The sequence below is a fragment of the Clostridium sp. AF17-21AC genome, from assembly GCF_003461365.1.
GTDB classification, from domain to species: domain Bacteria; phylum Bacillota; class Clostridia; order Lachnospirales; family Lachnospiraceae; genus Coprococcus; species Coprococcus ammoniilyticus.
The window spans coordinates 347,795-369,768 of record NZ_QTWY01000002.1 but is presented as its reverse complement, the minus strand read 5'-3'; the positions used below and the strand labels follow the sequence as shown (position 1 = coordinate 369,768).

The following is a 21,974-nucleotide window of genomic DNA, read 5'->3' as shown; positions in this document are numbered from 1 at the left end:
TAGAATGAGAATGTCTTGTGTAATAATAGGTAAGACCACTGTCAATCTGTTTTGTATAGTTTGCAGTTAGAATACGCCAGAATCGCATTGCAAACACATGGAAAATAGGCTATATTTATGGGTGGTACTGTTAGTTCCATGTAACAGGAAGTAAGAGGAAATTTGTATGAATGAAAACGAGATTTCAGAGATGATCGAGCTTGCGATGCAGGCAAGAACAAAGGCATATGCGCCATATTCGAATTTTCAGGTGGGAGCCTGTGTAAAGATGGAGAATGGAAGTTATTATACAGGATGCAACATAGAGAATGCTTCCTATGGGGCAACAAACTGTGCGGAACGGACGGCTGTTTTTAAGGCAGTCAGTGAAGGGTGCAGAAAGCTGTCTGCGATCGCGATCGTTGGCGGACTAAAGAACGGAGAATGTGACTATACTTATCCATGTGGGATATGCAGACAGGTCATTGCCGAATTTGCCGAACAAGGCTGCGTGATCGTTGTAGCAAAGAACAAACAGGAATATAGGATGTATTCGGTAGAAGAGCTGCTTCCGGAGACATTTCATTTGAATAAAGAAGAATAAAGGAGACATCAGATTGAGAGACTTAAAAGAATTAACAGGGTATGACATCATAACAGAAGAAAAGATCCCTGAAGTAAATGGAACAGGTTATATCTTAAGCCACAAGAAGACAAAGGCCAGAGTGCTTGTAATTGCTAATGATGATGAGAACAAGGTGTTTAATATCGGATTCCGGACACCGCCGTATGATGATTCCGGTATTCCGCATATTCTGGAACATTCGGTATTATGCGGTTCCAGAAAATATCCGGTAAAAGACCCGTTTGTAGAACTGGCAAAGGGTTCATTAAATACATTCTTAAATGCAATGACATATTCTGATAAGACGGTATATCCGATTGCAAGCTGTAACGAAAAGGATTTTGAAAATCTTATGGATGTCTATCTGGATGCGGTATTCTATCCGAATATTTATGAACATACAGAGATCATGCGTCAGGAAGGCTGGCATTATGAACTTGAAACTGTAGAAGGGGAACTGATCTATAATGGTGTTGTGTTTAATGAGATGAAGGGTGCATTTTCATCTCCGGAACAGCAGATGTATTCAAAGATTGAAAAACTTCTTCTTGCTGACACACCATACAAGAATGAATCCGGTGGTGATCCTGCAGCGATTCCAACATTAAGTCAGGAACGTTTTCTTGATTTTCACAGAAAGTATTATCATCCGTCAAACAGTTATATTTATCTGTATGGTGATCTTGATATGTATAAGGAATTGGACTATATCGATAAGGAGTATCTCTCGAGCTTTGATTATAGAGAGATTGATTCTACGATCGCTGTGCAGACAGCCTATGAACAGATGAAGGATGAGAGCTGCTTTTATTCAATCGCAGAAAATGAGAGCGAAGAAAATCAGACATTTTTAACCTATAATATGGTAGTTGGCAGCAGCCTTGATAAGAAGCAGTCCGTTGCCATGAATATACTGGAATACGCAATTATGGACGCTCCGGGCGCACCTTTGAAGAAAGCATTAGTAGATGCAGGAATCGGAGAGGATGTCTTTGCTTCCTTTGATGATGGGATCCGGCAGACAATCTTTTCAATCGTAGCAAGAAATGCAAATATGTCCGATAAGGAACGTTTTGTGTCTGTGATCAGGGATACACTGACTGATCTTTCCGGGCATGGAGAAGAAGGAAAGGCGATCGATCGGACTTCAATTGAGGCTGCGATCAATAATTTTGAGTTCAAACATAAGGAAGCAAACTTCGGCAGATTTCCGAAGGGGCTTATGATGGGTTTGGATGCATTTAATACATGGCTGTATGATGATGCATCTGCACTTGAAATGTTTAAGTTAAATGAAGTATATGATGAATTGAAAGAAAGTCTGAAAACCGGATATTTTGAAGAACTGATCTGGGAAAAGCTGGTTCAGAATACCTTTGGTATGATTTTTGTTATGAAGCCGAAGAAGGGGCTTGATAAGGAGAATGATGCAGCAGAGAAGCAGAAGCTTGCAGACTATAAGGCCTCTCTTACGGAAAATGAGCTTGAACAGGTTGTATCAGATACAAAGGAATTAAAATTATATCAGGAGACACCATCTCCGGCAGAGGATATGGAGAAGGTTCCGTTGCTTAATATTTCTGATATCAGAAAAGAGATCCATACGTTAAAGAACCGTGAGGACAGCATTTATGGTATGCCATTAATAAGTCATGATATCTTTACTAACGGAATCGGTTATCTGGAGTTTATATTTGATATCAATGATCTGGATGCAGAGTTTGTTCCATATGCAGAGCTGCTCACCAATATTTTCAAATACGTGGATACAGAGCATTACACATATGGTGAACTGTCCAATCAGATCAATTTCCATACCGGTGGTATCGGATTTTCTACAGGAGCCATGTATAAGGATGGCGGGAAGGATCATCTTTCATTCTTCTCCGTTAAGACAAAGGCCATGTATGACAAGCTTGGAGAAGGTCTGAAGCTGATCGAGGAGATCCTGTTCACATCGAAGCTTTCGGATAAGAAGAGATTGAAAGAGATTATATCGGAAGAAAAGGCCGGACTTAAGACTGATCTGATATCCTCAGGGCATATCACATCTGCAACACGCGCGATGTCTTATGTCTCAGATGTGATGGCATTTAAGGATATGACAGAGGGAATCGGATATTATGATTTCTTACAGGAGCTGGATCAGGATTTTGAGCAGAATGCAGATGCGATTATTGAGAAGCTGCAGACAACGCTTGCCGAGATCCTCAGAAAAGGAGCGGTAACAATCTCTTATACAGGTGACAATGATATCAAGAAATTATTGGGCGCAGATATTGAAGCGTTTGCAAGAAAGTTGTCGACCAGACCTGCTTTTGCAGAAAAACGTGTGATGAAAAAAGCTGTTAAGAACGAAGCCTTTAAGACAGCAAGCCAGGTACAGTATGCGGCTCTCGCAGGAAATTATAAAGAAAAAGGATTTGAATATACCGGAGCACTGGAAGTCCTACAGGTGATCTTCTCCTATGGATATCTCTGGGAGAATATCCGTGTAAAGGGTGGGGCATATGGAGCTATGTGTTCATTTGCCAGATCAGGAATGGGATATTTTACATCCTACAGAGATCCGAATCTGATGGAGACATATGATATCTATAAGAAGGCATCAGACTATGTGGCAGGCTTTGATGCAAGCGACAGAGATATGACCAAATATCTGATCGGTGCGATCGCGAAGTTAGATTCTCCAATGACACCATCAGCAGAAGGAGCATTCAGCCAGACCTGTTACTTTGCAGGTATTACAGATGAGCAGCTTCAGAAAGAACGTGATCAGGTGCTTACTGCAAATGTAGAAACGATCCGTTCACTGGCACCTGTGATCCGGGCGATCACAGATGGCGGGGTTATCTGTGCGATCGGTGGGGAAGATAAGATCGAACAGAATCGGGCAAAGTTTAAAGAAGTAAAAGATCTATAGTTTTTACAGAAGTAACGAAAGAAGATATAAGTATATAGATTTGTAAATAGTTCTCCGGCAGGTTACAGAATTCTGTGCCGAATGGAGAACATGAATACATACAGAGTATGGAAGGAGAAGTATGAACGATACATACAAATCAGGATTTGTTGCGATCATAGGAAGACCAAATGTAGGTAAATCCACACTGATGAATCAGTTGATCGGACAGAAGATCGCGATAACGAGCAGTAAGGCGCAGACAACAAGAAACCGTATTCAGACCGTGTATACCTCGGATGAAGGACAGATTGTTTTCCTTGATACACCTGGAATCAACAGGGCCAAGAACAAGCTTGGTGAATATATGTTAAAGGTGGCAGAGGGAACATTAAATGAAGTAGATGTCGTTATGTGGATTGTTGAAGCAACGACATTTATCGGAGCAGGAGAACGGTATATCATTGAACAGTTAGAACGTGTTAAGACCCCGATCATCATTGTGGTAAATAAGATCGATGCGGTAAGTGAAGAAGAAGTATTCAAGGCGATCTCGACCTATAAGGATGCCTGCAGTCATGCGGAGATCGTTCCGGTATCGGCATTAAAGGGAAAGAACAAAGATGAACTGATAAAGACGCTGTTCAAATACCTTCCATACGGACCACAGTTCTATGATGAAGACACGATCACCGATCAGCCGGAGCGACAGATCGTATCCGAACTGATCCGGGAGCAGGCTTTAAGACTTCTGGATAAAGAGATTCCACACGGAATCGCGGTTGTTATTGATTCGATGAAGGAACGTCCGAATGGACGGCTTATGGATATAGATGCAACAATCATCTGTGAGCGGGATTCCCATAAGGGTATTATTATCGGAAAACAGGGCGCAATGCTGAAAAAGATCGGCAGCAATGCAAGGTATGGCATTGAACAGCTATTAGATACACATGTGAATCTGAAGCTTTGGGTAAAGGTGAAGAAGGATTGGCGGGATACCGATACCCTTCTTCGAAATTATGGTTATAAGATGGATGAATCATGAAGGATGAGATAGTATTAAACGGAATCGTGCTTTCCTCCGGCCTTCAGGGAGAATATGACAGACGGCTTGTTATACTGACCAGAGAGCAGGGGAAGATTACAGCATTTGCAAAGGGAGTCCGACGACCAAGCAGCCAGTTGATCTCAAAGACGCAGCTGTTTGTCATGGGAGCATTTACTGTATATCCGGGAAGAAATGCATATACACTTATCAACGTAGAGGCAAAGGAATATTTTCATGAACTGACCTTTGATATGAACAAATATTGTTACGGATCTTACTTTTGTGAGATGATGTCATATTTTACAAGAGAAGGTGATCGGTCAGCAGATTATCTGAATCTGCTGTTTGTCAGCCTGAATGCATTAAAAAAAGGACTGCTGCCGGTGAAACTGATCCGTTGTGTATATGAACTGAAGATCATGGATATCTTTGGACAGGGACTGCAGAGCTTTCATTGTCCAATCTGTGGAAGCGACAGGCTGACACGGATATTTGATCCCTTATCCGGTGGAATCCTGTGTGAGAACTGCCGGAGCAAGGCTAAGAAAAGTATCCATATATCAGAGGACGCCAGATATGTGCTTCAGTATATTAATGGAGCAACGCTTGGAAATCTGTATAATTTCACGGTTTCAGACAGCGTGCTAGAAGAACTTATGATGATCACAAAGGAATTTCTGGCGGTATATGTAGACCGGAAATTCAATTCTGTAGAAATAATTGAATCCCTGTCTTGAAAAAAACAGGGAGAGAAGGTACAATAACGTACAAATATAAAGATGAAATATAAATGGAGGACATTATGGAAAAGACATTAGACAAGATCGTTGCTTTAGCAAAGAACAGAGGTTTTGTATATCCGGGTTCAGAGATTTATGGTGGACTTGCAAATACATGGGATTACGGTAACCTTGGTGTTGAGTTAAAGAACAATGTAAAAAAGGCTTGGTGGAAAAAGTTCATACAGGAGAATCCATATAATGTAGGTGTTGACTGTGCGATCCTGATGAACCCACAGACATGGGTAGCATCCGGACATCTTGGCGGTTTTGCAGATCCTTTGATGGACTGTAAAGAGTGCCATGAAAGATTCCGTGCAGACAAACTGATCGAAGACTACATGGCAGAGAATAACATGGAGATCGAAGGTTCCGTTGATGGCTGGTCAAATGAAGAAATGGAGAGCTTTATCGAAGAAAAGAATATCTGCTGTCCTTCATGCGGAAAACATAATTTTACAGGTATCAGACAGTTCAACCTGATGTTCAAGACATTCCAGGGTGTAACAGAGGATGCAAAGAACACAGTATATTTAAGACCTGAGACAGCACAGGGTATCTTTGTAAACTTCAAGAATGTACAGAGAACATCCAGAAAGAAGATCCCGTTTGGTATCGGACAGATCGGTAAGTCATTCCGTAATGAGATCACACCGGGTAACTTTACGTTCCGTACCAGAGAGTTTGAGCAGATGGAGCTGGAATTCTTCTGTGAACCGGGAACAGACCTTGAATGGTTTGATTACTGGAGAAGCTTCTGTATCAACTGGCTAAAAGACCTTGGTATCAAGGATGAAGAGATGCGTGCCCGTGATCATTCACCGGAAGAGCTTTGCTTCTACAGCAAGGGAACAACAGATATAGAGTTCTTATTCCCATTTGGATGGGGTGAACTTTGGGGTATCGCAGACAGAACGGATTATGATCTGACTCAGCATCAGACTGTATCCGGCGAACCAATGGATTACTTTGATGATGAGAAGAAAGAGAAATACATTCCATATGTTATCGAACCATCACTTGGCGCTGATCGTGTAACACTTGCATTCCTTTGTGCTGCATATGATGAAGAAAATATCGGAACAGAGGAGAAGCCGGATGTAAGAACTGTATTACATTTCCATCCTGCACTTGCACCTGTTAAGATCGGTGTCCTTCCACTGAGCAAGAAACTCGGCGAGGGAGCAGAAAAGGTATATGCTGAATTATGCAAATACTACAACTGTGAATACGACGACAGAGGAAATATCGGTAAGCGTTACAGAAGACAGGATGAGATCGGAACTCCGTTCTGTGTAACTTATGATTTTGATTCAGAAGAAGATGGTGCTGTAACTGTCCGTGACAGAGATACCATGGAGCAGGAAAGAGTAAAGATCGAAGATCTGAAGGCATATTTTGAGAAGAAATTCGAATATTAATCAGACGAAATGAATCAATATCTCAGATAGAGTATCCGGTTGATCGAATCTGTAAAATAAAAGGGACATTTGTCGGAAAAGAACATTATCTGGCGGATGTCTCTTTCTTTTTGAAAAAGATTCCGGAATATGCGGTTAAAAAGAGAAAAAAATTGAAAAAAGTGGTTTAATATTATTAGGTCATATGATATAATCACGTCAGAGTGGTGGGAAAATTCTGCCCTAAAGCAGGCTTTTTTCAGCATATATTTAATTAGATACGTAGGAGGTAATAAACAAATGGCAAACAAGTGGGTTTATATGTTTAGCGAAGGCGACATGACCATGCGTAATCTTCTCGGTGGTAAGGGTGCAAACCTTGCAGAGATGACAACAATTGGTCTTCCAGTTCCACAGGGTTTCACAATCACAACAGAGGCTTGTACTCAGTACTATGAAGATGGTCGTAAGATCAACGACGAGATCATGGCACAGGCTATGGAAGGTGTTAAGAAGATGGAGGAGATCAACGGCAAGAAGTTCGGAGATCTTGAGAATCCATTATTAGTATCAGTTCGTTCAGGTGCTAGAGCATCTATGCCGGGTATGATGGATACAATCCTTAACCTTGGTTTAAATGACGAAGTTGTTGCTGCAATGATCGCACACAACCCAGATCCAGCATTCGAGCGTTTCGTATATGATTCTTACAGACGTTTCATTCAGATGTTCTCAGACGTTGTTATGGAAGTTGGTAAGAAGTACTTTGAGCAGCTTATCGATAAGATGAAAGAAGAGAAGGGTGTTAAGTTCGACGTAGAACTTACAGCAGCTGATCTTAAGACTCTTGCAGAGCAGTTCAAGGCTGAATACAAGAACCAGTTAGGAACAGATTTCCCTTCAGACCCAGTTGAGCAGTTAAAGTTAGCTATCGAAGCTGTATTCCGTTCATGGGACAACCCACGTGCAAACGTATACAGAAGAGATAACGATATCCCTTATTCATGGGGTACAGCAGTTAACGTAATGCCTATGGTATTCGGTAACTTAAATAATGAATCTGGTACAGGTGTTGCATTTACTCGTGACCCTGCAACAGGTGAGAAGAAGCTTATGGGTGAGTTCCTTATCAATGCACAGGGCGAAGACGTAGTTGCCGGTGTTCGTACACCAATGCCAATCGCTCAGATGGAGCAGGAATTCCCAGAAGCATATGCAGAATTCCTTAAGGTATGTGAGACTCTTGAGAATCACTACCATGATATGCAGGATATGGAGTTCACAGTTGAGAACAAGAAACTTTACATGCTTCAGTGTAGAAATGGTAAGAGAACAGCTCAGGCAGCTCTTCAGATCGCTTGTGACCTTGTTGATGAAGGACATAAGACAGAGGAAGAAGCAGTTGCAATGATCGATCCTCGTAACCTTGATACACTTCTTCACCCACAGTTTGATGCAGCAGCTCTTAAGGCAGCTACACCAATGGGCAAGGGACTTGGTGCTTCACCGGGTGCTGCTTGTGGTAAGATCGTATTTACAGCTGACGATGCAGAAACATGGGCAGCTAAGGGCGAGAAGGTTGTTCTTGTACGTCTTGAGACATCACCAGAAGATATCACAGGTATGAAGTCAGCACAGGGTATCTTAACAGTTCGTGGTGGTATGACATCACATGCTGCTGTAGTTGCTCGTGGTATGGGTACTTGTTGTGTATCAGGTTGTGGCGATATCATCATGGATGAAGAGAACAAGAAGTTCACACTTGCAGGCAAAGAGTTCCATGAGGGAGATTTTATCTCAATCGATGGTACAACAGGTAACATTTACGATGGAGTTATTAAGACAGTTGATGCTTCAATCGCAGGTACATTCGGTCGTGTTATGGCATGGGCTGATAAGTACAGAACACTTAAGGTTAGAACAAATGCTGATACACCAGCAGATGCTAAGAAGGCTCGTGAGCTTGGTGCAGAAGGTATCGGTCTTTGCCGTACAGAGCATATGTTCTTTGATCCAGAAAGAATCGCAGCATTCCGTGAGATGATCTGCTCAGATACAGTAGAAGAAAGAGAAGAAGCTCTTAATAAGATCCTTCCATATCAGCAGGGAGATTTCAAGGCTCTTTACGAAGCACTTGAAGGTAACCCGGTTACTATCAGATTCCTGGATCCACCTCTTCATGAGTTCGTTCCTACAGAGGAAGCAGATATTGAGAAGCTTGCAAAGGCTAAGAATAAGTCAGTAGAAGAGATCAAGGCACTTTGCAACTCACTTCATGAGTTCAACCCTATGATGGGTCACAGAGGATGTCGTCTTGCTGTAACATATCCAGAAATTGCTAAGATGCAGACAAAGGCTGTTATCCGTGCAGCTATCGAAGTTCAGAAAGAGCATCCAGATTGGAATGTTGAGCCAGAAATCATGATCCCACTTGTATGTGAAGTTAAAGAGCTTAAGTATGTTAAGAAGGTAGTAGTTGAGACAGCTGATGCTGAGATCGCTGCTGCTGGTGTTGAGCTTAAGTACGAAGTTGGTACAATGATCGAGATCCCTAGAGCAGCTCTTACAGCTGATGAGATTGCTAAGGAAGCTGACTTCTTCTGTTTCGGTACTAACGACCTTACACAGATGACATTTGGTTTCTCAAGAGATGATGCCGGTAAGTTCTTAAATGCTTACTATGATGCTAAGATCTTCGAGAATGATCCATTTGCTAAGCTTGATCAGACTGGTGTTGGTAAGCTCATGGATATGGCTGTTAAACTTGGCAAGCCAGTTAATCCAAAGCTTCATATCGGTATCTGTGGTGAGCACGGTGGAGATCCTTCATCTGTTGAATTCTGCCACAAGATTGGTCTTGATTATGTATCATGTTCACCATTCCGTGTACCTATCGCTAGACTTGCTGCTGCTCAGGCTGCAATCGCTAACAAATAATAGACTGCACGAAAACGTGAATTATAATAGTCAATAATAAAAAGTCTCTGTTACTGTTATATTGCAGTAACAGGGGCTTTTGTCAGTTAATAATTAAAATTATATGTTTGCATATAATTGTGAACGGTACAAAGAATCCCATTTGGTGTATGCCGGGCGGGATTTTTGTGTTATAGTGGTAGTTGTGAGATTGAAGAATAGAAAAAGATGAAAGTAAGAAAGAGAAAACAGATGAAGACAGATAATAGTGCGAAAAAAGTGAACAGTGTAAAGAAAGAACGTAAGGAAAAGAAAGAGAAACTGACGATTGAAAAGAGAATATTACAACTATCATTTCTTGGAAGTGTATTGTTTATAGTAGCGGAAGGTGTGATGGCATGGTTTACCCATTCCCATTCTTTGTGGACTGACTGTTTGTTTGATGCAGCGGATTTAGTGATGATCGGACCGTTTCTGGTGCTTGTGCCCCTGCTTTATAAACCGGTGACAGAGAAGCATCCATATGGATATGCGCAGGTAGAATCGTTGTTTTTACTGGTAAAGTACAGTGTATTATTAGCACTTACCTGCAATCTAATGGTTGAAAATATAAAGCTGTTATTACATGGTGGACATGAAGTTGATGCCGGCAGTATTGCTATATTTGAATTGCTTGTATGTCTTGGCTGTGCAGGCATGTATCTGTTGCTTGGTCATTACAGTAAAAAGTATGAGTCTACGACGATCAAAGCTGAGCTTTATATGTGGAAGCTTGATGTTATAAGCAGTATGGGAGTAGCCGTAGCATTTGCAGTTCAGATGATATTGTTTACAACGAGATTTCGGTTTCTGACGCCGTATATTGATCCTGCAGTAGCTGTAATTATGGCACTGCTCCTTATAAAAGAACCGGTAAAGGAGATTTTCCAGAGCATTAAAAATCTGATTTTATTTGCACCGGAGGAAGATGTCTTAAATCAGATACGTGGAATCGTGGATAAACATATGAATGATTATCCCTATGAGGTTACATTCTTAGATGTTATCCAGACCGGACGGAAGCTTTGGGTTGAAGTATATATTGGAAATAAAACAGACGTTATACATATCAGCATTCTGCATCGTGTCCGGGATGAGATTAAGCAGGAATTGAAATACAAATACGATCAGGTATATATAGAGATTATACCGGATTAGGATAAAATGAAAGATTTCAAGTTATTATATAAGACAGAGGTGATCGATATGAAGAAATGGAAGGCTGCCGGACTGATCACAGTAGCCGGGGCATGTGTTATTGCAATCGTCTGGGGATTGCATGGTCGTACAAAGAATAATGCAAAATTGTTGCAGTTAGATGAGCAGGTATCGGATGATTCTGTTATATATGTAGCATTGGGAGATTCGATTACATATGGATATTCATTAGAACACGCAGAGAATGAACGATTTTCTGCAAGGATTGCTGCTTATATGAAACAACAGGGGGTGCAGGTTGTCGAATGTAATCAAGGTGTAAATGGTCAGCTCAGTGGAGACATGTGGCAAAATATCAAGAAAGGCAAGATAAATCTGTTAGACCATGCTGATTATGTAACATTTTGCATTGGTACGAATGATGCACTTCTTCCGTTTGAATTCTTTGTTATGCAGTATGAAGATTATTTTTATGGATATTCCGGTGCAGGAGATGATTCTCTGCTTTGGAAAAAAATTAATAAAAAGACATTTATCCGAGACTTTGAGGAGGCAGACCGGTCTGCGGAAGATAATCTGAATCGGTTTTATAATAATCTTTCAGATAGTATAGATTTGATTCGTAAGGATTCACCGGATTGCCGGATTGCAATCATGACATTATATAATCCATATCGTAATATGGATTATGAAATATCGGCAGGAGGGATTACGGTCAATATCGGCCAGTATGCAGAAGAAAAGATCAGTCAGGCAAATACAATTATTCGTACAGTATGTAAAGAAAAGAATATTGTACTGGCAGATTGCTATGAAGCCTTTGCTTCATCAAATGATATTGTGCTGAATAATCAGAATGCAGAAAATTATATAGATCCAGATGATCATCCAACAGCAGTTGGACAGCAGTTGATCGCAGATGTATTTATAGAAGCATTGTTTACAAAATAAGATGTAATCAGGCACAGTATTTACTTACAAAGTAAGATGTGATCAGAAGGCAGCATTTATTTACCAGGTAAAATGGAAATAGAATAGCATTCATTCATAATAGAACAGCAGTTTAATGAATAAAAAAAGAATAGTTGGAGCACATAATAAGACATTTTCGTATGATGTTACAGTTTAAGATATGTCCGAAATTTGGAATATATTTTTATAAGGATATCATATGAAAATGTCTTTTTTTGAAGCAAGAGGGGTATAATTTATGATTTGATCCGACAATATTTGCATAACATTATGCGTTTTAAATTGTATCTGCTTCTAACAAACTAACGCAAATTGTCAGAATAAACACACATATTGTGTTTGTAAGATGAATATATTTATAAAATGCATCTATTTTTCTTTCTTTTTGGCAAATATTTCGATATAATTATTATGTAACTGGAGGTTTGGATGCAGAGACAGCATTCAGAAACAAGAATAACGTTTATGTAAGAAAGGGATGATGAGAACATGAACAGAAAATGGGGAAAGAAATGGATGGCAGCAATGCTTTCGATTTCGATGGTGATCGGTATGTTTCCTGGGGTTGGAAATCCGGTCAGAGTTCTTGCGGATGAGCCGCCGGGGCAGGCGGTCACGCAGGCAGATACCTCAAATGCAGATAACAGCGGAAAGGATAAATATGGATTTAATCTGACGACACCAAGTTCATTTAATGCAAATGACGGTGAAAATCCATACGGTTCCGGCTATTCTGCATTTAATGAAAAGATGGAAGCATTTTTATGGTATCGATCCAGTGGAAAGAACCGAAATGCTGAGACGTATAACTATACGAAAAGCTCGGATATCAAGGGCTATTATGTTGGACCGGATTCGAAACGGAACAACAATGGATTTATGCAGAGCCGTACAGCATCCGGCGCAGCTGATGTCAAGTATGTAAATGTAGACGGTTATGATCCGTATGGAACCGGCCGTGATAATATGGTTGCACTTGTTGGCGCATCACTGGGAAAAGATCCGCAGCTTGTTGTAGCAAGATACAGTGCATCCGGTAAAGGTCAGGAATTAAGAAAGACCTTCAGCCTTGGATCGGGTGATGATAATGACTGGCTTCGGGATAATCAGTTGGAAAAATACAGTGCCTATAAGAATTATTTTACATTAAAGGCAGGAGATTTTGATGGTGATGGAGATGAAGATATCGCAGTCTATGTTCCAAAACGTGGAGATCCGTATATTATGATCCTGGACGGAATCACCTTATCGCCGATCAGTGATAATATTCCGGTTCGTAGTTTTATGGGAAATACCGGAGCGGATATGGCAGGTAAATTTACCAATAATGGTAAGACAGCAAGAGCAACAATCAACATGTCGATAGAAACTTCGGATATCAATCGGGATGGTAAAGATGAGATCCTTCTGGTTGGTTCCTATTCGAATATCCACGATGACAGTGATGGAAAGAAGCTGCAGCAGAGAAGCTCTGTATTTGCCTGTTATAAGGTAGAGAACAAGAAACCACAGCAGATGAATAAGTATGTAATGGATAAGGATACATGCAGTGTATATATGCGTTACGCATCTGTAGCAGCAGGTGATATTGATTTTGATGGCTTCCCGGAAGTTGTAGTTGCCGGTGTATACAGTGATAATGATGGCCCGGATGGAGATAAATCCGGTTCAAATAAAAAGTATATGCTGGTAACATTGAAATACGATCCAAATGAAGAGGTGGAGACATTAATTCCATCCGGCGGAAACGTAATGGATATGTGTAATTTTGTAAATGCAGGCTTTGATAAAGATGATAATGTGCATCCGCTTCCTGCATTGACCTGTGCGGCAGTAAACGGAAGAAATGATGCGGAGCAGGTTTTCTTAGATGGTGTTTTCTGGAAGTTTGAAAATGAATCATGGAAAAAGGACTATACAGCCAAGGTATGTCAGAGCAGTGATAAAGGAATCGGCGGTTATATCATATCCGATACCTGGGTAGACGGATGTGTGGCAGGAAACTTTGATGAAAATGATCTGGGAATTGAGCAGGTTTTATATACGACCGGATATAAGCAACAGAGCTTTAACCGGTACTTTTACCGGGTGAACATGTCCGGTAAGGAACAGAACAAGGATTCATCGACCGGTATCTGTACACCGGGCAGTTATTTTGATTCGACTTCAAACGAGCTGGTGCGGCATGTCGGCATGAGTGATTTCCCATGTCTGGCGATCGCAGCAGTTGATGCGGATAAAGATACGGATGTATTTACCTTTAAGAGCAAGAAATATACATACAGTAATGTAGATATTCTGGCTGTATTACAGGCTGCTCCATATTTTGGCGAGCTTCAGGATAATTATTATAATGGAAATATCGGAGAAACCTTATACGGTAAAGTATCTGGAAAAGGAACGGTAACCAGTAAAACGAAGATGGCATCCATTGGAGCATATGCATCATTTTCCATCGGTTCTTCAGCATTGCAGTTCCATACGGAGGCGTCCTATACCCATGACTGGGAGTGGTCATACGAGGATGAGCTTTCCCATGAGTATTCGATCAGTTTTGAAAATGATGGTACGAAGAATCAGGTAGTGCTTTATCGAACACCGGTTATTTTGTATGAATACGTCATCACGCCGGCCGACGGAAGTGCGTCGTATACCATGGAGGTCGGAGTGCAGCAGCAGCCGGTCTATTCGACCATGGATGTAGATTCCTTTAATCGGTTTGCAGCAAGCGATGAAACTCTGCAGAATAAGGTGATCACGAAGGATATTCTGTCCAGTACGCCGGGATGTCCGGATACCTATGCGACCAGTTCACTTGGAATGAAGGGGTTTGTTGGCTATCCGAACTGGGTAGAGATCAATAATAAGGTCAATGACCAGACAACGGTAGCGATGAATATCACGGATAGTACACAGAGCAGTAAGACAATGACCCAGACGAACAGCTTCGAACTGACACTTGGTGTAGAAGGTGAGATAGATGCCAAAGTGGTGAAGATGAATTATGGCGGTGGTGTCAAGCTTGGCGGTGGCTGGGGCTCCGGTAAGACAACATTTGATTATTCATCAGTATCGAAGGAAGGCGTGGTAGCTTACCCGCCGGCGACGGATTCCCAGTACAGCTTCAGTACAAAATTTGGTATCTGGCAGGCAAAACTTGGCGACAGCAATGTTCCAATCCTTGGCTTTGTTGTAAAAAATGTCGAACAGCCGCCATCTCCACCGGAAGATATCAGTGTGGATACCGTGACTGCAGATTCCGTAACGCTTGCATGGGAAAGTGGTTATAAGAAGGCAGAGAAATATGAGATCTATCAGGTATTTAATGATGGTATCACAACCAATAAATACAGTCTGTTAGATACGATCAGCGGTGACAGTGCTTCTTACACCTATGATGGATTGAAACCATCGACGGAATATGAATTTGCACTTCGTTCAGTTGGAACAAACAGCGGAGGTGAGACTGTATACTCCGAATACACACCGGAGGTATCCGTTCATACACTGGCTGACAGTGAGAAACCGGATATCTTAAGCATGACAAGTGTACAGAGAGTTGTTGTCGGCGGTAATGCAAGCTTTGTGATCGATGCACTTCCATCTGCAAATGCAAAAGGCGGTCTGTCCTATGCATGGCAGGTTCGAAAAGCAGGTTCGGTCAATTGGGTAAACCTGACGGACAAAGAAGCTTCCGGTATAAATGGAAGTACATTGAAGTTAAATGGTATCACAGAGGATATGGATGGCAATTCTTATCGATGCGTTCTTTCTGAGCTGATAAAGGGAGTCCGTCTGTATGCATATGGAACACCTGGAGTCCTGCATGTCGGAAGAGCTGACAGTATCATGACAGCATCAATCAGTAATACACAGGCTGACAGTACAAATAAAGGAACCAATACAGCATTTGGACAGTACACACAGAGCCGGACAGTTACAAATGAACGTATGGTATCGAAGACTGTAGCCGTTACGATCGGAACGCAGAAGGAGACATTTGTCCAGTATAAGAATGGTGCAGTGGTATCCGCTGTATATCCGGATGCAGTAATACCGGAATTTATCTATTTTGACAGCCAGACAAATGAATGGTATGTACTGGAAGGATATAATGAGACAGCAGGAACAGCAACTGCAAAGGTGAAATTAAATGAAGTAATACCAAATGTATTCCAGAGTGGAACAACCGGTGATGCAGCCGCTCTCTGGAATGGAGTTGATGCAGATACAATAAAGCCTGTGACAGAACAGGTGACAGAGACTGCAGCGGGCAAGACTTATTATGCATATACAGCAGTAACAGCCGATGGTGAGATATTGTTGTACAGCACAGATGCTATGTCAGAAGCAGTTACACAGTGGTATCAGTTGGAACAGGGTACAGATGGAGCAATTACAGCAAAAGCGTATGCCGGTACTGTTCAGTCCTATGTGCCTGCTTATGCCGGATATAAAGAAGAATCTGCTGGCACTACAAATCAGCAGTATATCGAGGTTGATGGAACAACCTGGTATCTGTACTGGCCGGAGGCATACGAAGGAAATAATGCTTATATCATGTATTCAAAATCCGCCGAAGCAGATCGGACTGCGGATGAGACCTATTATTACAAGACTGAGCAGACGGTAACAGATGAGAACCAGCAGGAGCAGATCATTACAACATTTAATGAATTAAAGATCGCTACGGATGATGCCTTTTCTCTTATGGGAAGTGGAGCATCTAAGCAGTATGGTGTTACCCCTGGTGAGGTTGTTACCGTAAATGAAACATATGATACACAGGTTGAAGATATCATAAAGGGAGATCAGACAACGGTTCAGATCCATGTTGCAGAGGCAGTTACATCTTCTGTCAATATCGATAAAACAGGAATTGTAAATGTAAACTTCTTCAATAACCGGACCGGTTCTATTCGTGATATATCAACCGATGTAGATAAGAATGGTAATGCTTCTGTTGTATGGAATCCGGAAGAAGCCGGAGATTATACGGTGACTGTATCTTATGGCGGAAATACATCATTATATCCTACTGATACACAGACTGTTTATTATGTAGTAGATCGTACGGATAATACGGTATACGTTCTTTCCGGAAACAATGCGGAATATGGCAATACCATTAAGTTAGAAGTCAGACAGGGAAAACGGGAAAACGATACATCCGGCAATATAACGACAGAACCGCTTGCAGCAGATGCTTCTGTATCTTATCAGGTATCCTATGTGGATGGAGATGATAAGGTTGTAACGGAAAATATAGCCAGCAATACATTTACTCCAAAATGGCCGGGACAGCATACATTTGTTGCGACGATAACCAGACAGAACGGTACCAGTCAGGCCAAATCATATGCGATGAAGATGCTTACCGTAAGCAAACGGCCGATCGTTATTACTGCTCCATCAAAGGATGGTATATCAGAGGATGACACGGCAGATAAAGTATTAAGCCTGTCAGATGTTGTTGTAAAATATTCGGGTGATGACACAGAATCCGGTATCCTGGATTCAGATGCAGCTAAATATAAACTGTCGGATTTGATGACAATAGAGGCTGAGCCGAAGTTAGATGAAAATTCGACAGCAGGTGTTTACCAGACCGGAATCGCATGGCTTACAGTTGGAACCGAAGAAGACAGTGAGTATATAGATTTGGTAAAAGAATTCCTGAAGAAATATAACGTCACTCTGAACAGAGGAAAATATCAGATCGTATCGAACCAGTATACAGTCCGATATGAGTCTGATGGCAAGGGAACGATAAAAGGATATTGTGGAGACTCCAAAGAGCCATTTGCATCCGGAGCCGGATTAGCAGATCAGAGCAAGGTATCCTTTAAAGCAATTCCAAAGGATAATTATAAGGTCAAAGCATGGAAGGTAACAGGAAGTGATGGAAATGATCTGGTTCTCGGAACTGATTATATGGTAAATGGAGATACATTGATTATTTCAGCATTGAGCAGCAGTGTTCATGTCAGTGTATCCTTTGCAGCAAAGACCTACCAGTTGAATTACGATCAGCCGGAAAACGGAAGTCTTCAGGCATATTATGTAAAGGCCGGAAGCTATGGAAGCAAGATCGATACAGGTGAGACCGTCCTTACGGGAAAGAGTATCCTGCTTCAGGCGGTTCCAGATGAGAATTATGTCGTAAAACAGTGGACGGTTTCTCATGGTGGTTCAGCAAAGATCCAGAAAAATACTGACGGAAGTATCTTTGCCGGAACAGAGATCACACTCGATAATGTGGAGACAGATACTGTTGTGGCCGTTGAATTTGAACCGGTAGAGACATATTTATTTGAGACAGAAGTGATCGCAGAAGATCCAGATACATCGGTTGCAGGCTGTAAGATCAATGTCTCAGAACAGGTTCAGGATGGCAAGGCAGCAAAGGGATCAACGGTGGCACTTACAGCAGATCTTCCGGAATCCGTTACTGTATCAGAATGGAGAATCTATACCGATGATACACATTATACTGTAGCAGCAACGGGTGGAGACCGGTATGTAGTATCCAATGTGCAGAAAGACATGAAGATCAAGTTGGTTGTCAATATGTTCCAGATGGAAACACTTCATTTTGAAGCGGTAAATGAACAGGGACAGCAGATAGATGATGTTGTTACGGCATGGAGCGATTCAGTGCAGATCAGCAATGATACAAAGATCGTAAAGAATCTGCCGGTTGTTATGAAAGCAGATGTACCGGAGCAGTATCAGATCTCTGCGTGGAAGCTGTTTATCGGTTCAGAAGAACAGACGATCGCAACCGGAAAGGATGCGAAGGAAAGTTCATTTAACAGTGTAAACAAATCCATGCGTGTTGTACTCGTTCTGCTTGATCGGCCAACTGTCACATATAGCTGTGACAGCAAGGGAACAGTGGGATGTAATGATGTTATATCCGGCGGTTATATCGACAGATACCGTATAGAAGATATTGTTATGACAGCAGTACCGAAGACCGGATATGAAGTGGATCAGATCACAGTAATGATGGATGGTGCAGCTTACAGTGATATGACGGTTTCTGATATAGAAAATACAGACAATAAGCAGATCAGGATTCAGGCACCAGATACAGGCTTTGAGAAGAATGTAGAGGTGACAGTTACTTATAAGGAGATTCCAAAAGCTGAGTTTCAGTATGAGCTGGTATCGGCAGATGGAGCAAAGGCAGGAACAATAGCTGTTCATGTGGATCGTAAAAAACAGAATGATCTTGTGCAGAATGTATCCTCCGGATCAGGCAGCCTTGAAGTATACCGGGACAGCACGGTTACAATGACAGCATCGGTGATCGCTGGCTATGAGATCAATGCATGGAGTATGAATGGTACAGATATCACAGCAGATGTCCGGACGAACAATACAGATCTGAGCAAACTGGTATGTACCGTTGATGAGAAGCTGTTGCAGAATGTACCGATTAAGATCACTGTAACGGTTGTTAAGACGCCGGAGCCTCCGTTAGAACCGGAAAAACAGGTTGTAGAGAAACTGACTAAGAAGCAGATTGAGAAGAATTCACAGACACTTTCCAGCAAACAGAAGGTTGTATGGACACAGAAGGGAATCCAACTGACCTGGAAAGCTGTTAAGGGGGCACAGGGATATGATGTCTATGCAGCTCCATGTAACAGAAAGAAGCTGACTGTTGTTAAGACGATTTCAGGTGCAAAGAAGAACGCAACAGTACTGAGGAAGTATAAAGGCAAGAGTCTGAACCGGAAGCAGTCATACAGAGTCCGTGTCAAGGCATATCGTATTGTGAATGGGAAGAAGCAGTATATTGCTACAGGACTGACCCTCCATATCGCAGGGCCGAAGAACAAGATATATACAAATGTAAAGAAGATTCAGTGCAAGAAGACAGAGTATACCTTAAAGAAAGGTAAAACAGCAAAGATAACAACTAAGCTTATCTTACAGGATAACAAGAAGAAACTGTTATCCAAAGGGCATGGTGCTAAGCTTCGCTACAGCAGTACCAATAAAGCGGTTGCTGTTGTAACGGCAAAGGGTACGATCCGTGCAAAGAAAAAAGGAACCTGTTATATCTATGTTACTGCATTAAATGGAGTAAATAAACGGGTGAAGGTCACAGTAAAATAAAACTGCAAATTTAAGTTAAAAAAATTCCATGGCGGGGTAACACAGGAGCTTTCCGGCTCCCTGTTATCCCATTCATGGAATTTTATTTTTGTTCAAAATATTTATATAAAAATCTATTTCTTTCTGGACAGATAGGTGACAAAGATCATATATTTATCAATGATCTGTCCGGCGATAGCAATACCTTTTCCCATTGTAAAAGCTGCCAATATAGTTCCGATCCCAAGACCTTTGATATGACCGAGAAAGAAGCCTGTCATACAGGCAGTTGTAAGCAGACAGATAACGTCAAAAGAAATCTTAACGATTGAATATTTCTTCTTTATGATCTGCGACAGCTCGCGTGGAAAAAGGTCGGTAGGAACGATTGGCAGACCGCAACGGTTGGAAAGTGCGATACCGATACAGATCAGCACATAACTAATTATAAAATAAAGAATCCGGTATTCGATAGCGGTTGGAAGAATGTTGATCCACATTTCATGGACATCAAGCAGTTTCCCGAAGAAAAAACCAACGATAAAACTGCACAGATATTGAGGGACAAATTTCTTCCGTAAAATCATCAGGGTGAGAACCAGAAGTCCCTGAAAGATGTAGGTCCAAGTACCTAAGCTGAGCTTTGGGAGCACCTCGGAAAAGGCGTAAGGAACACTGGAAATCGCAGAAATTCCTGCACCGGAATATAACATCAGAACGACTGCAAAGCTGTTTATGCATACGGCAACGATCAGGGCGACCTCTCCATACATGATCCGTTGTGTCATATGAGCATCCGTTTCAGGAATGATCTGTTTTTGTGCATATGTATTCATTTTAAAGTGACATCCTTTCATTTGCGCTTATCATAGATATCTGTAATAGAAGATTTTGATATCATATGTAAGTGTATTTACTTCATTTTATTTATCTTTCACGGTTCCGTATTGTAGCACTCCATGCAAATGATAACAAATAAATAGTTTTTATAATTCTATAGATATTGTCTATATATGATTTGCGAGTATAATAGAGAGAAATGAGAGATATAAATAATTTTGTACGAGAACAGGGAAAATGGATCGAACATCAAAAGTCAGATAGAAAGAGGTAAACGAATGAATTTATTTTACATACGGTATTTCGTGGAACTGGCAAAGGAACAGCAGTACACGAAGGCAGCAAAGAATCTGAACATCACACAGCCGAGCTTAAGCCATGCGATTCACCAGTTAGAAGAAGAACTTGGGGTATTATTATTTGAAAAGACAGGACGTAACACTGTACTTACGAGGTATGGAGAAGAATTTCTGGTCTATGCGGAGAATACGATCCGGACGCTCGATCAGGGCATCCGTCTGATGCAGAAGGCAGCACATGGAGAAGGTGTCGTAAGATTAGGGTTTGTCCGACCGCTTGGTATGGACTTTGTTCCGGGACTGGTTGATGATTATAGGAAAAGGTTACAGGATGAAACGGTTCAGTTTTCATTCCATACAGGAACAACACATGAGTTAGTAAATGGACTGAAAGAGAAACAGTACGATATTATATTCTGTTCCAGACCGGTGGATGAAAGCGGTCTGTCTGTTCTTCCGGTTGGCAGACAGGATCTTGTCGTGATCACTCCGGAGGGGCACCCGCTCGCAGAAGAGAAAAATGTAGATCTTGCGGACACATTAAAATATCCGCAGATTTATTTTGCGGAAGGTTCTGGTATGCGGGATGTGATAAACGAATTATATAGCTTGATAGGTGAGACACCGCAGATTGCTTATGAGACAGAAGAAGATGAAGTAATTGCCGGCCTTGTAGCGCATAACTTTGGAATTGCTGTTGTTCCTTATATGAAGCTCTTAGAACGGCTTACGGTAAAAATCCTGAAGCTAAGAAAGCCCCGGGCAGACCGGATGTATTATATGGTCTGTGACGCGACTGCTTATAAGCCTCCCTGTGTACAGCGTTTTTATGATTATGTGTCGGAAAAAAATGAAATGCAGGAAGATAAATTTATATGGAATATATAGAAAATCGGAATTTGCAT

General features: G+C 41.5%; 11 protein-coding genes. 10 read left to right on the top strand and 1 reads right to left on the bottom strand.

Features of this window, described 5'->3' with window-relative positions:
• The first annotated feature begins 166 nt into the window (after positions 1 to 166).
• From DWW85_RS04560 to DWW85_RS04520, 9 genes are all read left to right on the top strand, one after another.
• Positions 167 to 583 (top strand): cytidine deaminase, encoded by a 417-nt coding sequence (locus DWW85_RS04560; protein WP_021943733.1) that lies wholly within the window; start codon positions 167 to 169, stop codon positions 581 to 583.
• A gap of 13 nt (positions 584 to 596) precedes the next feature.
• Complete coding sequence (locus tag DWW85_RS04555; RefSeq protein WP_117807657.1) at positions 597 to 3,527, top strand: insulinase family protein; 2,931 nt, start codon at positions 597 to 599, stop codon at positions 3,525 to 3,527.
• Positions 3,528 to 3,648: 121 nt separating this feature from the next.
• The gene (gene era, locus DWW85_RS04550; RefSeq protein ID WP_008402838.1) at positions 3,649 to 4,554 is read left to right on the top strand and encodes a GTPase Era; all 906 of its coding nucleotides are present in this window, start codon (positions 3,649 to 3,651) and stop codon (positions 4,552 to 4,554) included.
• The gene (gene recO, locus DWW85_RS04545; protein WP_117807656.1) at positions 4,551 to 5,294 is read left to right on the top strand and encodes a DNA repair protein RecO; all 744 of its coding nucleotides are present in this window, start codon (positions 4,551 to 4,553) and stop codon (positions 5,292 to 5,294) included. The genes era and recO overlap by 4 nt, the downstream gene beginning before the upstream one ends.
• A gap of 65 nt (positions 5,295 to 5,359) precedes the next feature.
• Complete coding sequence (locus DWW85_RS04540) at positions 5,360 to 6,757, top strand: glycine--tRNA ligase (protein ID WP_021943736.1); 1,398 nt, start codon at positions 5,360 to 5,362, stop codon at positions 6,755 to 6,757.
• 279 nt (positions 6,758 to 7,036) lie between these two features.
• Positions 7,037 to 9,673, top strand: coding sequence for a pyruvate, phosphate dikinase (gene ppdK, locus DWW85_RS04535; protein WP_021943737.1), 2,637 nt, complete (start codon positions 7,037 to 7,039; stop codon positions 9,671 to 9,673).
• Positions 9,674 to 9,880: 207 nt separating this feature from the next.
• Entirely contained in the window at positions 9,881 to 10,849 is a 969-nt protein-coding gene (locus tag DWW85_RS04530) for a cation diffusion facilitator family transporter (protein ID WP_242996028.1), read from the top strand.
• A gap of 6 nt (positions 10,850 to 10,855) precedes the next feature.
• Positions 10,856 to 11,800 (top strand): SGNH/GDSL hydrolase family protein, encoded by a 945-nt coding sequence (locus DWW85_RS04525; RefSeq protein ID WP_117807655.1) that lies wholly within the window; start codon positions 10,856 to 10,858, stop codon positions 11,798 to 11,800.
• 510 nt (positions 11,801 to 12,310) lie between these two features.
• A complete protein-coding gene (locus tag DWW85_RS04520; protein WP_117807654.1) occupies positions 12,311 to 19,951 on the top strand; it encodes a fibronectin type III domain-containing protein in 7,641 nt (2,546 codons plus the stop codon).
• A gap of 113 nt (positions 19,952 to 20,064) precedes the next feature.
• Here DWW85_RS04520 and DWW85_RS04515 read toward each other — a convergent pair whose 3' ends face one another.
• A complete protein-coding gene (locus tag DWW85_RS04515; RefSeq protein WP_242996026.1) occupies positions 20,065 to 20,766 on the bottom strand; it encodes a DUF6198 family protein in 702 nt (233 codons plus the stop codon).
• Between the two features lie 282 nt (positions 20,767 to 21,048).
• Here DWW85_RS04515 and DWW85_RS04510 point away from each other — a divergent pair, with 282 nt between their 5' ends.
• Positions 21,049 to 21,957 carry a LysR family transcriptional regulator gene (locus DWW85_RS04510; RefSeq protein ID WP_117807653.1) on the top strand — a complete coding sequence of 303 codons (909 nt, stop codon included), beginning with the start codon at positions 21,049 to 21,051 and terminating at the stop codon, positions 21,955 to 21,957.
• Positions 21,958 to 21,974: the final 17 nt, after the last annotated feature.

Excerpts from the sequence above, each read along its gene's own strand:
- DWW85_RS04540 (WP_021943736.1), top strand. The coding sequence starts at position 5,360 with ATGGAAAAGACATTAGACAAGATCGTTGCTTTAGCAAAGAACAGAGGT.
- DWW85_RS04560 (WP_021943733.1), top strand. The coding sequence starts at position 167 with ATGAATGAAAACGAGATTTCAGAGATGATCGAGCTTGCGATGCAGGCA.
- DWW85_RS04510 (WP_117807653.1), top strand. The coding sequence starts at position 21,049 with ATGAATTTATTTTACATACGGTATTTCGTGGAACTGGCAAAGGAACAG.
- ppdK (WP_021943737.1), top strand. The coding sequence starts at position 7,037 with ATGGCAAACAAGTGGGTTTATATGTTTAGCGAAGGCGACATGACCATG.
- recO (WP_117807656.1), top strand. The coding sequence starts at position 4,551 with ATGAAGGATGAGATAGTATTAAACGGAATCGTGCTTTCCTCCGGCCTT.
- DWW85_RS04515 (WP_242996026.1), bottom strand. The coding sequence starts at position 20,766 with ATGAATACATATGCACAAAAACAGATCATTCCTGAAACGGATGCTCAT.
- DWW85_RS04530 (WP_242996028.1), top strand. The coding sequence starts at position 9,881 with ATGAAAGTAAGAAAGAGAAAACAGATGAAGACAGATAATAGTGCGAAA.
- DWW85_RS04525 (WP_117807655.1), top strand. The coding sequence starts at position 10,856 with ATGAAAGATTTCAAGTTATTATATAAGACAGAGGTGATCGATATGAAG.
- DWW85_RS04520 (WP_117807654.1), top strand. The coding sequence starts at position 12,311 with ATGAACAGAAAATGGGGAAAGAAATGGATGGCAGCAATGCTTTCGATT.
- era (WP_008402838.1), top strand. The coding sequence starts at position 3,649 with ATGAACGATACATACAAATCAGGATTTGTTGCGATCATAGGAAGACCA.